Origin of the sequence: Kolteria novifilia, assembly GCA_007748055.1 — a bacterium.
Classification (GTDB): Bacteria; Planctomycetota; Planctomycetia; order Kolteriales; family Kolteriaceae; genus Kolteria; species Kolteria novifilia.
In genome coordinates this window covers 6,298,932-6,314,448 of sequence record CP036279.1, presented here as the reverse complement: position 1 = coordinate 6,314,448, position 15,517 = coordinate 6,298,932, and the positions used below count along the sequence as shown (strand labels likewise).

Below are 15,517 nucleotides of genomic sequence, written 5' to 3'. Positions count from 1 at the left end.
TAAGACTCCTCAAGGGCTCGCAAGTCAATGCGGGCGGTTCAACTGGTGGTCGCGACCCGCCCTTACGAGTCGCGTTCGTCCGCGATTCATGCCGGGTTTAGTGCCCACGCGAGCGTGGACATGGCAACCTTGTTCAGGTTGAAGACGTCGTCGCCTCGTGCTCTTATTGGCCGGTGCGGAACGTGATGACTCGGCCCCCGAACGTGCGGGAGCCTTGCCGAGTTCAAGGCGTGTCCGGCCTGCCCACGACAAGCGTGTCCGGCCTGCCCACGACAAGCGTGGGCAGGGCACCCAGAAGGACTCTTGCGACAGAGCGTCCAACCAAGACCTTCGCGAGCAACTAGTTGAGGGTTTCTTCGCCCTTCTTCCAGTTGCAGGGGCAGAGCTTGTCGGTCTGCAGGGCGTCGAGGACGCGAAGGACTTCGTCGACGTTCCGGCCGACGCCGAGATCGTGAACCGCCATCCAGCGGAGAACGCCTTGGGGGTCGATCAGGTAGACGCCGCGATAGGCGAGGCCCTTGGTTTCGTCGAGGACGTCGTAGGCTTCGGTCAGGGCGTGGCCGGGATCGGCGAGCATCGGGTACTTGAGCTTGCCGAGGTCCTCGTGGACATCGCACCAGCCCTTGTGGGAGAATTCGCTGTCGGTCGAGGCGGTCAGGACGGCGCAGTCGCGGTCCTCGAAGTCGCCCAGGGCGTCGTTGAACGAAACGATCTCGGTGGGGCAGACGAAGGTGAAGTCACGCGGGTAGAAGAAGAGGCAGACCCACTTGCCCTTGTAGTCGCTGAGCTTGATCGTGCTGAACTGCTCGTCGGTGCCGTCCTTGGGACGGTTGTAGGCGGTGACTTCGAAGTCGGGGGCGGGCTTGCCGATTTTCGCGCTCATCAATGAATTCCTTCTGCTCTTGGATGAACTCTCGACGTGCCGACTTCCGCGTGGGCGCCGTCGAGTTGGTCACGACTGCTGTCTCGACCGCTTGGGGACTAGGCTCCGTCTCAAGACTCGGCTCTGGCTTCGACTCGCTGCATCGGCACGGGACTTTGTCGACCCGCACCGATTCATAGAGTCTCGGGCCGACGATCTACTCTTGAGACGAAGACCGCCTGGGCGGTAGTCAATCCGATGGCGCGATCAACGTGCCGGCACTGAGGATGGCCGGCGCGATCGACCCGCCGACGGCGAGGACCGCCGAATCACGCGGCCAATCGGTCGCGGATCGTCGAAGGTCCGGGTTGCTTGTCGACTCGGTTCTCTCCCGGGAATGTTAGACAAGCCTGTGGGGACTGGCAACTAGTCGCGGCGTGAGCTCGTCGGCGACGGTCGCGTGCGAGCCGATTTCATAGACAATAGGTGGGGTTGCTCCGAGTCACGAAGGGACGATCGTGGCCGATGGCCCACAAGATTGGGCATCCGCTGTGGTCTTCGCCGTCGCGACGACGAACTTGCGTTCGTGAGCACGAGCAACCAGCCATCCTCTGGCTGGCCGAAGTCAGCGCGTACCCGTTTTCCTCCCTCACGAAATGGACGGTCGATCATGCCTCGCATCATCCTCGTCGCCCTGCTGGCCTCCTTCCTTCCCAGCGGTGTGCTCTCGGCATTGCCTCCGGAGCTGAAAAAACACCAGGCTCTGGTCTACGGTCTATCCTTCTCGCCCGATGGCAAACTCCTCGCGTCGGCGGGCTTCGACAACAAGGTCGTGATCTGGAACACCGCCGACGGCAAGCTCGTTCGCGAGATCAACGCCGCCGGACAGCCGATCTACGCGGTCGCGTTCAGTCCCGACGGCAAGCTGGTCGCCTCCAGCGGTCTCGACGGGACGATCAATCTCTGGAACGTCGCCGATGGTAAGAAGGTCCGCTCGATGCGAAAGAGCGGCAACAACGTCGACGACATCGCGTTTCTCCCCGACGGGAAGGGAATCGTCTCGGTTGGCCAAGACAAGAATCTTCTGCTGTGGCAAGTCGCCGATGGCAAGCAACTCAAGGAATTGAAGGGCCACGCGGGCACGATTTACGCCGTTTCAATTTCGCCCGATGGGAAGAAGGCGGCGACGGCGAGCCAGGACAAGACGGTTCGCCTTTGGGATCTCGGCTCGGGAAAGCAGATCCGTGAGATCAAGGGGTTGCCCGACTCGGCCCTGTCGGTCGCCTTCTCCAAGGATGGCAAGATCGTCTTCGCCGGAGGGGCCGACAAGACGATCCGCGGTTGGGACGTCGGTTCGGGCAAGGAGGTCAAAAAGTTCCAAGGTCATCCCGGTCAGGTCTTCGATCTCGCGGTGGCCAACGACGGCAAGCACCTGATCGGCGTCGACTACACTGGCCACGTGATTGTTTGGGACACGACCAACGGCAAGCAGGTCTCGAGCCGCAAACCGGCTTTCGGGGCCTACTCGGTCGCGGTGGCGCCGAACACGAACGTCGCGGTGACCGGACACGAGAACGGGATCATCTACAGCAGTCCGCTTCCCAAGCCGCCGGCGCCTCCGACGCCCCCGGCGAAGAAGCCCGAGCCGCCGAAGAAGGAGGCGAAGAAGCCGATGCCTCCCGCGAAGAAGATGACGCCCAAGGCCGAGCCGAAAAAAGAAGCCACGAAGCCGGCTCCGCCGAAGAAGGAAACGCCTAAGAAAGCGGCTCCGAAAAAGGAAGCTCCCAAGAAGGAGAGCCCCAAGAAAGAGGCCGCGAAGAAGCCGGCTCCCAAGAAGGAGGAGGCCAAGCCCGCGCCTCCCAAGGAGCCCGCGAAGAAGGAAGCGGCCAAGAGTGACAAGAAGTAGTCGTCGATGACGACGGGAGCATCCAGATGGCTGACGAGCCGACCGCCTACGAACAGCTTGGCGTCTCCGCGTCGAAGGAGGAGGTTCACGCCGCCGTTGCCCAGACCGATCCGGGGCTCTATCCGGGAGCGTTTTGCCGGATCGGTCCCGATACGCTCGGTGGTGATCCCGATTGGTGCTCCGCGCTTCATGCCGACGGGGCCGGGACGAAGTCGATCGTCGCGTATCTTCGCTTTCGCGAGACGGGCGAGGCGAAGGTCTTTCGCAGCCTCGCCCAAGACGCGCTGGTGATGAATCTCGACGATCTCGCCTGCGTCGGGGCCGTCGACCGCTTCCTACTCGCCAACACGATCGACCGCAACAGTCGCTGCGTTCCCGGCGCGGCGATCGAGGAGATCATCCGCGGCTACCAACAGTGCCTCGAACTATTGGACCGTCAGGGCATCCGCGTCACGCCGACCGGTGGAGAGACCGCCGATGTCGGCGATTCGGTCCGAACGCTAATTGTCAACGCGGTCCTCGCAACTCGTCTTTCCCGCGAGCGTGTCGTCGACAATAGCCGGATTCAGGAGGGGGATCTGATCATCGGGCTCTCCTCGACGGGGCAAACGACCGACGAGGATCTCCCCAACAGCGGCATCGGTTCCAACGGGCTGACCCTCGCTCGGCATACGCTGCTGCACCGCTCCTACGCGGAGAAGTACCCCGAGACGCTGGCGCCGGAGACCGATCCGAGCGTCGCCTATCGCGGGCCGTTCCGCCTCGAAGACTGTCCCCGCGGTCTCAAGATGACGATCGGCGAAGCGCTACTAAGCCCGACGCGTCCCTACGCCCCGATCGTTCGCGACGTCCTCGGGACCCTTCCCGGCGAGGTACACGGCATCGTCCACAACACCGGCGGCGGTCAAACCAAGTGCCGCTCCTTCGGTGACGGAATCGCCTACCTCAAGGACAATCTCTTCGAAGTGCCGCCACTCTTTCGCCTTATCGCCGAGCACGGCGAGGTCGCCTGGAAGGAGATGTACGGGACGTTCAACATGGGCCATCGGCTCGAACTGATGGTCAGCCCGAGTGTCGCGAACAGTGTGATCGACATCAGTCGTCGCTACGGCGTCGACGCCAAGATCGTCGGCCGTTGCGAGCGTGCCGAGATCAACACCGTCACCCTCGCGACACCGTTCGGAACATTCACTTACTAGGCTCCCACTTCACCACGATGTTCGCCTCGCGCGGCGCGGTGCTTCCCGGTTGTAGATACCAGGTACGCGTCGCTGGTCCGTTGACGAGCACGTTGCCGGTCACGGTGACCTTGGTAGGCTTGGGAAACTTGTCTCCTCCCGCCGTCACCAGAATGAGATGCGGCTTGTTGGTGTTGGGCCGGCCATCGACGAAATTGTCGGCGATGGTGACGTGTCGGGAATCGTTGACGACGAGGATGACGCCATTGTTCTGTCGTCGGGAGCCGCCGACGATCTTGTTGCCGACGAGTTGAATGTTCTCCGAACGATCCTCCACGTGGAGGGCCTCGGAGCCGTAATTGGCGATGACGCAGTTTTCGACCCGGCCATCGCGGACGTTGGCGAATCCCACGGCGAATCCACTGCTGGCGCCCTTGCTCTGATTGTCGCTGAAGAAGCAATCCCGCACGACGATGCGGCGCATTTTTCCCTTGGGGGCATTGAATTCCAGGTCGGACGCGGTGTTGCGATGGAATCGGCAGTTGGTGACCGTTACCTCCTCGATCGTCCCCGTGGCATCGTTCGATTGAAAGAGTCCGTAGGCGCATTCCTCAATGGTGACTTGATCGAGCGTGAAGTCGCGTACCGTGCCGAAGCCGACGCGGAAGCAGTGGCAGGCGCCGCGATGCGCTGACTGATGGCCGACGATTCGGCAATCCCGGACGACGACGTGACTCGCGCTTCCGCCAAAAGGGAGCAGGACTCCCGTGAAGCTCCCGGCACGTTCGATGGTCAGGCCTTCGAGAGTGACGTTGTCGCTTGGCCGGAGAAACTCGCGATAGTCGGTGCCGCTTGCGTTGCTTTCAAGAAGAATCGTGGACTCGCCGCCGTGCCCCAGTAGGGTCACCCCCGCCGGAATCGTGAGCGCTCCCCCTGGGAGCACCACGCGATAGTCGCCCGGTGGGAAGTAGATGGTGTCGCCCGGTTGGGCGTCGCGGAAGGCTCGGCTCAGCGCGGAGCGACTATCGCCGGTCCCATCGGCCGTGGCCGCGTAGGGTGAGCTGGTTAGATCGAGGAGGCGTCCTTCCCCCTGCGGGGCCGCAACGAGCCATGAAGTCATGCCGATGACGAAGAAGGCGAATTGGTGCATCGAGTCGGTCACCCCGCTGTTGCTGGTTGCTCCGTTTTCCGATGCCATTGTAATCGCGAAGGGGCGAGGTGGTCCGAGTTCGGCGCGACTCTTCCCCCAAGTCGCCTACTCGGGGCCGTCGAGCATCTCGAGGTTGCGGAGCTTCTGACGTAGGGTCTTGCGATCGATGCCGAGAATCTTGCTCGCCCGGAGTTGATTGCCTTCGGTGCGTTGCATGACCTCGTCGAGGAGGACGCGATCGACCATCGTCCCGACCCGAGCGTAGACGTTCGTCTGTTCCCCTTTGAGCATCTCGGCGATGGTTCGTCTCAGGCTGTCGGGTTCGTGCTCGCCGTTGCCCTCGTGGCTGGCCTTGACGATGTGCCGCGGCAGATACTCTTGGCGGACGATCGGTCCGCGGGTCCGCACCATCGCTTCCTTGACGATGCTCTGAAGCTCGCGCACGTTACCGGGCCACGTGTAGGCCTCGAGGCAGGCGATCGCGTCGGGGGTGAAGCCGCGAAGATCGAGTCCGAGCTGGGAATTGGAGATGAAGAGGAAGTGGTGAGCTAGCTCCGCGACGTCCTCCAGTCGCTCTCGAAGCGGGGGGACGTCGATCGTGGCAACCCGAAGGCGATAGTAGAGGTCCGCCCGGAACCGACCCTGGTTGACCAAGTCTTCGAGGTTCTGATTGGTCGCGGCCAGGATGCGCGCGTTGGTTTGAATTGTCTGCGTTCCCCCGAGTCGCTCGAAACGCTGATCTTGCAATACGCGCAGCATCTTCGACTGGAGCGAGGGAGCCATGTCTCCGATCTCGTCGAGAAAGAGGGTACCGTCGCGGCACTGTTCGAATTTCCCGATGTGTTGTCTGACGGCGTCGGTGAAAGCGCCGCTCTCGTGACCGAAGAGTTCGCTTTCGAGCAAATGCTCGGGAAGGGCGGCGCAGTTGATGGCGATGAAACGTTTGTCGCTTCGAGGGCCATGTTGGTAGAGGGCGCGGGCGACGAGTTCCTTGCCGACGCCGCTCTCGCCCAGGATCAACACATTGACATCCTGGCGTGAGAGGAGGCCGAGATCCTTGCACATCTCCTGCATCTTCGGGCTGTGACCAACGATGCGGTCGCCCGCGTCTTGGTTGGGGAGAGGGCACGGTTGCCGCATCAACCGAACTTGCTCGACGGCTCGTTCGAGCAGCTCGGTCAGTTGGGCGAGGTTGACCGGTTTGATCAGGTAGTCGAAGGCGCCCTTTTTCATCGCTTCGAGTGCGGTTTCGGTCGTCCCGTGAGCCGTGATGAAGAGGACCGGGCACTTGGGATCGCGCTCGCGGATCCGTTGGAAGGCCTCCAGTCCCGAACCGTCGGGAAGGTTCAAATCGAGGACGACGACATCGGGGAGAAAGTCGTCGAAGGTCCGAAGTCCTTCCGCGAGGGTCGCGGCGCTGGCGACTGCGTACTCCATGCGCTCGACGACGCGCCGAAAGGAGTAGCAGACGCCCGGTTCGTCATCGACGATCAGCACTCTTGGGTTGGACATGCGGATTCGAGAATCCTTTCTGGAGCGAGTGGTAGGGTCACGACGAAACGGGCTCCTCCCTCGGGGCGATTCTCTGCCGACAGGGTGCCACCGTGTTCCTCGACAAAGTGCTTGGAGACGCTCAGTCCCAGACCGGTTCCGGTCTCTTTCGTGGTGGTGAAGGGCGAGAAGAGGTTGGGGAGGACCTCTTCGTCAATGCCTTTGCCCGTGTCCTCGATGGCGATCTCGACGACGCGCTCGTCCTGAAGAACCAGGAGGATGCGGAGATGACCTCCATGGGGCATCGCGTCGAGCGCGTTGAGGAGAAGATTGAGCAGGACCGACTTGATGCGGGCCGGATCGACATTGGCCGCGGCGGGAACCTCGGGGAGCTCGACATCGCACGCAACGCCAAGCCTCTTTCGGTTGACTCGAATGAGCTCGGCCGACTCGTGGACAATTCCTCTCAGGTCGCACGCGACTCGTCGCGGGGGGGAGGGACGGGCGAAGTCGAGGATGCCTTGAACGGTGTGTCCCATCCGTTCGATCTCGCTCTGGACGACGTTGAGATCGCCGAGACTGACCGGTTCGCGATCGTACGCCTCAATGGCGCTTTCGACGAGCCAACGCATCGCGGTCAAGGGATTGCGAATCTCGTGAGCGAGGCTGCTGGCGAGCTTGCCGATCGCCGCCAACTGCTCGGACCGAAGAATCTCGAGCTGCTGGGCCTGATGACGTTCGACGAGTCCTTGAACCCGCTCGACGATGACTTGCATCTCGCTTTGGAGACTGTCGAGATCCGAGTCCGCGGGGACGTCGATCATCTGAACGACGGGAGCCAGGTGCGAATGAACGTCCTGCACGCTGACCCGCAGTCCGGCGATCGACCGTCGGAGGGTCCGGGCGATGCTGAACCCGAAGAGGATACCCCCCAGTGGGCCGAGGGCGCCCAAAAGCAGTAGCGCCAGTTCCAGTTGCCGGCCCGAGGACTGGGTTTCGTGAATGGTTCGGTTGATCACCAGTTGGTTGGCGCGGAGCAGGGCTTGGCAGGCCTCGGCGACGCGCTGGATCGGGTGGGCCGTGGCCCACTCGATGAGATCGGCCGTCGAGCGGGAGGGTGTTCGGGACGTTTCCCCGTCGAGTTCCGCGCGATACTGATCGTAGGCCGTCTCGATCGTCGCGACGAGTCGTTGTTGATCGGCGGGGGCGACCGCCTTGGCTTCGGCGAGGGCGGCTTCGAACTCGGCATAGTCGAGTTCCACCGGGCGTTGTCGCTCATCAGAGGGCCCGGCGTGACTCAGCAGCAAGTCGTAGCGAAGTTGACGGACCGCGACTTCCATGTCGTGGGCCGCCGCGAGACAGACGAGCTTGCGTTCGACCCCCTCGATCAGCCCTTCGTGCAACGCGTGCAGGGACCACATCGTCAGCGCGCACACGCCGACCAAAACCAATCCGAGAAGGAGGGCCGGCGAGTGAACGAAGAACAGGAAGCGACGATTCATGAAACAGTCTCGGATCGCGTATCCACGGCGTCGTCACGAGAGGTTCCCCGGTGACGTTGCCAAGAGAGCCATGTCGCTGGGACGACCTCGGCTTGGTGGCGATGGGCCTCTCTATTGTACCGGTTCCCGCCATGGCACGCTCAAGTCAGCAAGGGGCTACGCGACGGGCCAATAGCTCGTCACCGCCTTGGCGATCTCGATGTAGATCGGGATGCCGATCGTCACGTTGTAGGTGAAGGTCAAGCCGAGCGATGCCGCCAACGGTAGCGTTGGGCTCGCTTCCGGAATCGCCAAGCGTTGCACCGCGGGAACGGCGATGTACGATGCCGCGGCGCAGAGAACGGAGAAGAGGGCGTAGGTCCCCAAATCGAAGGGGACGCCGAGGACGTGACTGTAGACGTGGGCCGACAGGATGCCGATCGTGGCGAAGAGGTTCGGAGCCAGAAGCCCAAAAGCGATGAAGGGCCAGCCGGCATGGCGAAGGTCATGCAGGCGTCGGCATGCCGTGATCCCCATCTCCAACAGAAAGAGGCAGAGGAATCCCTGGAACAGCATCACGAAGAGTTTGTCGTCCGCTTCCGTGACGCTCGCTCCTTGCAGACGGCTGACATAGCCGATGAGGATGCCGCCGAAGAGAAGGAAGAGCCCTGGGTTGAGGAAGATCTCGTGAAGTACCTTGGGGCTGAGAAAGCTCTTGCTCTTGGGAGCGCCGTGAGAGGTCGCGGCGGCGTGGGTGACGGAGGTAGAGGTATGCTCGCCCGTCGCGTCGTGATCGGCGGTCGGCTGATGGATCTCGTCGTCGGCGAAACGTTGGCTCTCCTCGAGCTGCGCGTAATCGTAGCCTTTCTCGCCCGGCAGGTAGCCATTGCTGTCCATGCCTTCGCGCCGGAAGTGCGAGATCAGCGTCAACGCCACGAGACAGCCGGGAACCTCCATGACGGCGAGCATGACCGGCATGTAGGGCGCGAAACTGATGTTCGCGGCGGTGAGGACGCCGAGGCAGGTGACGAACGTGCCGGCCGAGTCGGACCCGTAGTAGCCCGCGACGGTGGCCGCGTCGATCTTTCTCAGGTTGGTCACGACGCGAAGAATGAGGTAAGCAAGGATGCCGATGCAGAAGTTGACGACGAAGCCCAATCCCATGAACCCGAGCGACTCGAGAAATTCTTCCTCCGAGACGTTGGCCAGTTCCTCGCCCCCGTGCCAACCGATGGCGATGAGCAAGTACATGGTGAGCCCTTGGTAGAGAACCTTGGGGAACTCGAACTGGACCTTCAGCAGCGGGACCGCGAACCCCATGTAGAAGAACAGCAGCAACGGCTTGAAGAGATTGTGAGTGAAATTGAGCCAAAGATCGTGAAACATCTTACCTCCCATGACCCTCCGCCAAGCGATCCACGCTGGGTCGGCATCTGATGGAGGGCAGGGAGTAAGCATCTACCGAGCCAAACGACACGGTAAGTGGTGAGGTTTGACGCAAGTGGTTGTGGGTGAATGAGTTGTCGGTTTCTCGTGGGGGACGGGGATCGAAGGGACGCGGCGAGTCAGGGGCCGATCCCCTCATGCGAATCGGAAGGCGTGGGGTGAATTTCCCCAGTGGCCGGTTCGCGGAAGGTGACCTTGAGGAGACTCCCCCCGCCGAGCAACGGCATGCCTTGAAGACGATTGACTCCACGGCGCTCGCTGTTCGGGCCCGCATCGTTTGGCCGATCGTCATGGGAGAACATTGGTTTGCCAAACGGCGCAGAGGAAAGCTTTCGCTGGCGGGGGCGACGATTGTCGTCTATAACGGGGCGTAGGGGCTATCTAGTACATCATTCTTGTTGCGGTCGGATCTTGGACCGTCGCAAGCCACCGGGGGATTGTGGTATGTCCAGGGGAAGGGGAACGCGCCGAGCGTTTACGCTGGTCGAACTCTTAGTGGTCATCGCGATCATCGGGATTCTCGTCGCACTGTTGTTACCGGCGGTTCAGCAGGCTCGTGAGTCGGCTCGCAGGATGCAGTGCCGAAGCAACCTCAAAAACATCGGCACGGCGATGCACAACTACATCGAGGCTCACTCGGTCTTCCCTGTGGGCGGAACCTGCGCTCGCGACTACATCTACGCGACATGGGGACCTTGCGGCTACAGTTCGGGATGGAACGCCCTGGCCTTGTTGCTTCCCTACGTCGATCGGGCGGCGCTCTACGAACGGGCCAATTTCGAGATCCCGCCGAAGAACTTCTTCGCATCATCGCCGAACGCGAGCCCCAATGAGGATGTCCTGAAAGCGCGGATTCCGGTGTACAACTGCCCCTCGGATCCGCTGATCGCCAACAACCGCAATACGACGAGCTACGGGATGGTTCGCGGTTCCCATCAGGTCTCCAATCCGACCGGCGTCGCGTCATGGACGGGGGATTCCCACCTCGGGATCTTCACCACGTCCGCGACTCGAGTGGCGGACGTTTCTGACGGCATGAGCAAGACACTCGCGTTCAGCGAGATCGGCAAGGCCCGGACGCTCTACGAGGCGGTCAACTCGGACCAGAACAACTGCCACGCCGCCGAGACGATTCATCCAGATCCCTACACACTCCTCTACCGGGGGGATGAGTGGCCGGTGAAGGAAGGCCGCAACTACATCTCGATGGGACGTTCGCCGAACAGTCTTGAGGTCGACTGCCAGCGTGACGGCGATTGTCCGCACTGTCCCGATGTGCTCAACGGAGCGGGAGCGGCGATGCCACCGCGCAGCGCCCATCCGGGGGGCGTCAATGGTCTCCTCGCCGACGGTTCGGTGCGATTCTTCAATGACAGCTTGGATGTCAATCTCTCGCGGGCGATTGGAACGCGTGGTCAAGGGGAGCGCTTTGACGGTGATCTGTAAACAACGTCTCCACCTGATGCTGGCCCCTTGGCGGTTGGTCGTCGTCTTGGGAAGTCTACTGGCGCTAACCGGGTGCGCGGAGCGACGACGGGTCGCCGCCCCCGTGGAGAAGTTACCCCAGCAAGGCGTGCTGGTGAGTGGAACGGTCGCCGACGACCGAGCGAGTTCGCTCCTCTTTCTTCCCGTCGAGGGAGGAGAGAAAGCCATCATCACCGTGGTCAGCGGCAACTATCGCTGGAAGGTGATGCCCGGGACGTACGATGTCTTCGCCGTCGTGTCGGGAGGCCGGGCGCTCGTGAAGAAGGGCGTCTCACTCAGCGATGCCGAGGGTAGTCTCACGTTGGACGTGCCCGCCGACTTGAAGTGGGAGGCCGACAAGGAGACGGTGCCGACCGGGTGATCTTCATTTCGTCCCGCGACACGCGTCGTCGCGGAAGAGCCGCCGGACGCCATGGGCGAAGAGGCCACGCTCCAAGCCTTCGTGCAGAAATAACAACAGCGTCTCACCAGCCTCGGCGACCGCCGATCTCCAGGTCCGAGTGAAGGCCGCGGCGAGTTCGTCGGGTCGACGAACGATTCGAAAGTGTTCGACCAGCCATGCCAGCTCCGGCTCGACCTCCCAGGAGAGTGAAGGAACATCGACGTGGACGACACGATAGCGTCGACGTTCGATGCGTTCCTTCAAGACGACCCGTTCGATCATCACTTCTCCCAGAAGCGCGACCGCTTCGCGAAAGCGATCACCATGCCTCGATCGGTCGTTTCGAGTCGGTCCGTCCTCGTCACCGGTGAAGAATCGGGGCCGATGCGCGTTTTCGATCCAGTAGTCGTCCATCCGCAGTTCGGGTTCCGGTGGAAGGAGCGGGTGAACGGTCTTGGGTCGAAGGAGGTTGTCGTAGGAGTCTTGGAACTCGCGGTGGGGATCGGCGACCCGGTACTTCTCGAAACGCTCGCGGCGCTGGCGATCGGTTCCCGAGTGATGAAAGAACCGGATACTCAGTAGACGCGTCTCTTGCTCGAGCACCGACAGTGGGATCGGCAGGCCGTGGAGCCGGCGTTGGGCGAAAGGGGCATCGCCGACGTAACGGTACATCCTCGGCAAGTGGATCGGAGCGGAGATTCTCTCGCCGTCGGTCGAAACTAACGGAAAGGCGTAGGCGCGAACGGATGCGGGGGCCCCGAGCAGCGTCTCGCGATGATCGCGGAACGACCCTTCCAGTTCCTCATCGGAATCGATGACCAGTGTCCATTCCGGACAAAAATGGCTCACGGCTTGGTGGAGCAAGTAGCGGTTGGCGGCATCGTCCCACTCGGCGAGGTCGCGCCGTTGTCGGTGAAGGATCCTCACGACCAAGGGGTCCTCGCGCAGGATCCGTGGCGTGTGATCCTCGCTGCCATCGTCGAGTGCGACCACGCCGTCGACGGCGCCGCGAAGTGAGTCGAGGCAGGCGGGGAGAAGGGCTTGGCGATCGCGAACCGGGAGCAACGCGAGGAGCCGGTACTTCGTTCCGGGAGACACTTCCGGTCGTGTCCAACAGTCCAATGGGGCGAGTCGGGAGCCCCATGCCGCGTCGGTCGGTGTCGCCGCCAGTCGCATATCGGCATCCTTTCTCATCGAGAGTTCGTGGGGCCCCATCCCGCCGGCGCCGACACCGATGCACGTCGCCGCCGCTCGTGAGTTCGGTCAGATGAGTTGACGCCTCGCCATCTGCTGGAAGGGGCCGTCCTCGTCCATCAGTTGCTCGTAGCTTCCCTCCTGGACGAATCGTCCCTTGTCCAGAACGCAGATGTGATCCGCGTCGGCGATCGTGCTGAGACGATGGGCGATCACGACGCGGGTAGCTTGCAGCGAAGCCACTCCCTTGGTGACCTTGTCCTGGGTTCGATTGTCGAGAGCGCTGGTCGCCTCGTCGAAGAAGACGACGCGCGGCTTGCGAACCAGCGCGCGGGCGATGAGCAGTCGCTGGCGCTGACCGCCGGAGAGCGTGCTGGCTCCTTCGCCGAGGACGGTGTGCATGCCCATCGGGAGTCGTTGAATATCCTCGTCGAAGCCGGCCATTCGTGCCGCTTCCCAGGCATCCGCGAGGGAGCATTCGGCCCCGACGGTGATGTTGCTGAAGATATCGGCGGGGAGAAGTTGTCCGCTTTGCAGTACGACGCCGAGTTGACGGCGCAGGGCTTGGGGGTGGAGTGAGGCCAGATCGTGTTGGTCGAAGAAGACCGTTCCCGATTCGGGGGCCTCGAAGCCGAGCAGCAACCGCAGCAGGGTCGACTTGCCACTGCCCGAGGGCCCGACGATCGCCACGAACTCGCCGGGCGAGATCCGTAGGTTCACGCGGTCGAGGATGGGACGTCCTTCCGGCTCGTAGCGAAACGTGACGTTGGCGACCTCGATCGCGCCGCGAAGCACGCCAGGGTCGGTCTTCATCGGACCGACCTCCGGGGCCTCGGTGAGAATCGGCACCATGCGGGTGCCCAGGGGAATGGAAGCCATCAGTGCTCGGAGTGGACGAGCCATCCATAGCGTCGCCTCGAGGATCAGGGTGAAGGCCGCGATGAAACCGAGGAAGTTGCCCGTCGGGATCTTCGTCGGATCCTCGTGAGTTCCCAGCCAAGCGAAGAAGATACCGAGGCAGACCAGGGGCAAGTTCCCCTCCAAGATCGCGGCGATGTTGTTGATTTGATTGACGCGAAGTCTGGCACGAGCGCGTTCTCGGTACATCTTGCACCAGCGGAAGAAGGCGCGACGCTCGGCCGCGTTGGCTCGTAGCTTGGTGACCCCCGTCAGGAGTCCGAAGACGAGACTTTCGAGCTTGCCTTCGGTCCTGGCGAGCGAGTTGGTCCAGCCGTGCTGGGCGAACGAGAGCAAGACCATGATCGACATCGCCCCGACAATCAGCAAACACGCCAATCCAACCAGGGACGGCAAGTAGGCGATGAGCAGGATCAGGGCGGTCCACGAAAAGACGAACTCAAAGACGGGGAGCAAGTTCCAGGCACGCAGTTCGCCACGCATCAAGCGGAAGCCGAGGGCTCGATTGGCCAGGTCTCCCGCGGAGTAGCGTCCGAAGAACTCGGCCGGCAGGTCGAGGAGACGACTCATCAGCGCCGACTGAAGCCGGGTGAGGACGCCATCACTCAGACGAAGCGTGGCGAAACTCCGGGCCAGGGAGAATGTGACCGAAGAGACCGACACGATGGCGATGACGATGACGACGATCAACAACTGGGACTGGTTGGTCGACGGAAGGATGGTGTTGAAGATCTGCGAGGTCGCCATCGGCAGAGCGAGAAATGTGGTCGCGAGCACGAACCCGCTCAAGAGGATCGACCAGAGATCGGGGAACGAGTTCTTCATGCCAAAGGAGACGATGCCCGCGAAGGTCAGCTTCTCGTGAGGCAGTGGTTCGTAGAAGACGATGGCGCGTTCTTCGAACGACTCGGCCTCGCTCGCGGTGAGTCTGGTTCGCTTGCCGGTGGTCGGATCATCGAGTTCGAAGACGCCGTTACCGTTCGGAATGAGGGCGACCGGGCGGCGGTCGTCCCGGCGATGGGCCAGGAGGGGACCATGGCCGGACCGCCACCACGTTCCGGTGAGGCGGACGCGCCGGAATCGTAGGCCATTGGTCCAGGCCATCGCGATCAGCCACTCGTGCGTCGACGAATCGAGCTTACTTCGCGGTCGATGGAAGTCGATGCCGAACGACTGCACGATCGCGGCACAGGCTCCCACCGTGGGATCGAGATCGAGCGCGGAGACCGAGGTCTCCGCGCGCGTGAAGACGGAACTGAGCCGTCCGACGGCGTGGGCTAGCTGTTGGGCATCGACGGTGGACCGGCGCCGTAGACGCTCGCCTTCCTCCTGGAGACCACGCTCGACGTCCTCGAGCCACAGCGCGATGATCTGTCGATGAAGCGCGGCAAGCCCCGCGCGCCAAGACTCGGTGCCGAGCGCCGAACGGGAGTCGATCGCTTGTACTTGGATCGCCCGGGAGGTGGAGAGCCAACCGGCCGGGCCGAGTGGAAAGAGCTTGCTCGATTCCAGGTCGACCTGGTCGTTCCAGCGCGCCCCTGAGGCGTTGGGGCGAACCCAGATCGCCGCGTGTTGCGGACTGGCGATCCTACCGGGGGCGAGGTCGAAGGTCGCGTCGCTCCCGAATCGCAGATGGCGTTCGTTGGGTGATGGGCGTCGCGCGGCGCCGGCGAGAACCCCGATCCAGCCATCGAGGAGGGCGGCTACGTCATCGAGAACCTCCGGATCCTTGAGGTTGTTCGCAAGGACCGTCGGGGAGATCCGCCGTAGAACGACACGCCCGGCCGGGATCGCCGTGACTTGAAGACGCTCGTCACCCAGGCGACCGATCATCTGCCCCGGGCCACGGCGAAAGAGGGGACGCCGAACGATTCCACCCTCGCGAATCTCGAGAAAGAGATCGAGGTGACCCTCGACGAGGAGCCAAACCGAGTCCTCGTCAAGCTCGACGGCTTGGTTGCCCATGAAGGCGATCGTTTCGCCAAGGTGGTCCAGGGTTCCGGTCGCGATGCTTGGCACGTCGT

12 protein-coding genes are annotated in these 15,517 nt (G+C 62.6%); 5 read left to right on the top strand and 7 right to left on the bottom strand.

All coding sequences use genetic code 11. The features are described 5' to 3' along the window. Positions 1-340 precede the first annotated feature (340 nt). Positions 341-883: a peroxiredoxin gene (locus tag Pan216_RS23250; RefSeq protein ID WP_145261880.1), complete on the bottom strand. Its 543-nt coding sequence runs from the start codon at positions 881-883 to the stop codon at positions 341-343. Positions 884-1,532: 649 nt separating this feature from the next. Here Pan216_RS23250 and Pan216_RS23245 point away from each other — a divergent pair. Next, a complete protein-coding gene (locus Pan216_RS23245) occupies positions 1,533-2,768 on the top strand; it encodes a WD40 repeat domain-containing protein (protein ID WP_145261877.1) in 1,236 nt (411 codons plus the stop codon). 26 nt (positions 2,769-2,794) lie between these two features. Then, positions 2,795-3,967: an AIR synthase related protein gene (locus Pan216_RS23240; RefSeq protein WP_145261875.1), complete on the top strand. Its 1,173-nt coding sequence runs from the start codon at positions 2,795-2,797 to the stop codon at positions 3,965-3,967. Here the strand turns inward: Pan216_RS23240 and Pan216_RS23235 are convergent. The 4 genes from Pan216_RS23235 to Pan216_RS23220 form a co-directional block, all read right to left on the bottom strand. Continuing rightward, positions 3,957-5,144, bottom strand: a complete 1,188-nt coding sequence (locus Pan216_RS23235; protein ID WP_145261873.1) for a right-handed parallel beta-helix repeat-containing protein — start codon at positions 5,142-5,144, stop codon at positions 3,957-3,959. The genes Pan216_RS23240 and Pan216_RS23235 overlap by 11 nt on opposite strands. A gap of 57 nt (positions 5,145-5,201) precedes the next feature. Further along, a complete protein-coding gene (locus Pan216_RS23230) occupies positions 5,202-6,608 on the bottom strand; it encodes a sigma-54-dependent transcriptional regulator (RefSeq protein WP_145261871.1) in 1,407 nt (468 codons plus the stop codon). Beyond that, the gene (locus Pan216_RS23225; protein WP_145261869.1) at positions 6,587-8,089 is read right to left on the bottom strand and encodes a sensor histidine kinase; all 1,503 of its coding nucleotides are present in this window, start codon (positions 8,087-8,089) and stop codon (positions 6,587-6,589) included. Before Pan216_RS23225 ends, Pan216_RS23230 begins: the two co-directional genes overlap by 22 nt. A gap of 156 nt (positions 8,090-8,245) precedes the next feature. Continuing rightward, the gene (locus Pan216_RS23220) at positions 8,246-9,454 is read right to left on the bottom strand and encodes a sodium-dependent bicarbonate transport family permease (protein ID WP_145261867.1); all 1,209 of its coding nucleotides are present in this window, start codon (positions 9,452-9,454) and stop codon (positions 8,246-8,248) included. Positions 9,455-9,672: 218 nt separating this feature from the next. Between Pan216_RS23220 and Pan216_RS23215 the strand changes: the two genes are divergently transcribed. The 3 genes from Pan216_RS23215 (at position 9,673) to Pan216_RS23205 (ending at position 11,360) form a co-directional block, all read left to right on the top strand. Further along, positions 9,673-9,888, top strand: a complete 216-nt coding sequence (locus Pan216_RS23215) for a hypothetical protein (protein ID WP_145261865.1) — start codon at positions 9,673-9,675, stop codon at positions 9,886-9,888. A gap of 70 nt (positions 9,889-9,958) precedes the next feature. Then, a complete protein-coding gene (locus Pan216_RS23210; RefSeq protein WP_145261863.1) occupies positions 9,959-10,960 on the top strand; it encodes a DUF1559 domain-containing protein in 1,002 nt (333 codons plus the stop codon). Then, positions 10,950-11,360 (top strand): hypothetical protein, encoded by a 411-nt coding sequence (locus Pan216_RS23205; protein WP_145261861.1) that lies wholly within the window; start codon positions 10,950-10,952, stop codon positions 11,358-11,360. The genes Pan216_RS23210 and Pan216_RS23205 overlap by 11 nt, the downstream gene beginning before the upstream one ends. Positions 11,361-11,363: 3 nt before the next feature. On the opposite strand, the gene Pan216_RS23200 is transcribed toward Pan216_RS23205, so the two are convergent. Together Pan216_RS23200 and Pan216_RS23195 are read right to left on the bottom strand one after the other, a co-directional pair. Continuing rightward, the gene (locus tag Pan216_RS23200) at positions 11,364-12,575 is read right to left on the bottom strand and encodes a glycosyltransferase (protein ID WP_419192892.1); all 1,212 of its coding nucleotides are present in this window, start codon (positions 12,573-12,575) and stop codon (positions 11,364-11,366) included. A gap of 69 nt (positions 12,576-12,644) precedes the next feature. After that, entirely contained in the window at positions 12,645-15,512 is a 2,868-nt protein-coding gene (locus Pan216_RS23195) for an NHLP bacteriocin export ABC transporter permease/ATPase subunit (protein ID WP_145261857.1), read from the bottom strand. Positions 15,513-15,517: the final 5 nt, after the last annotated feature.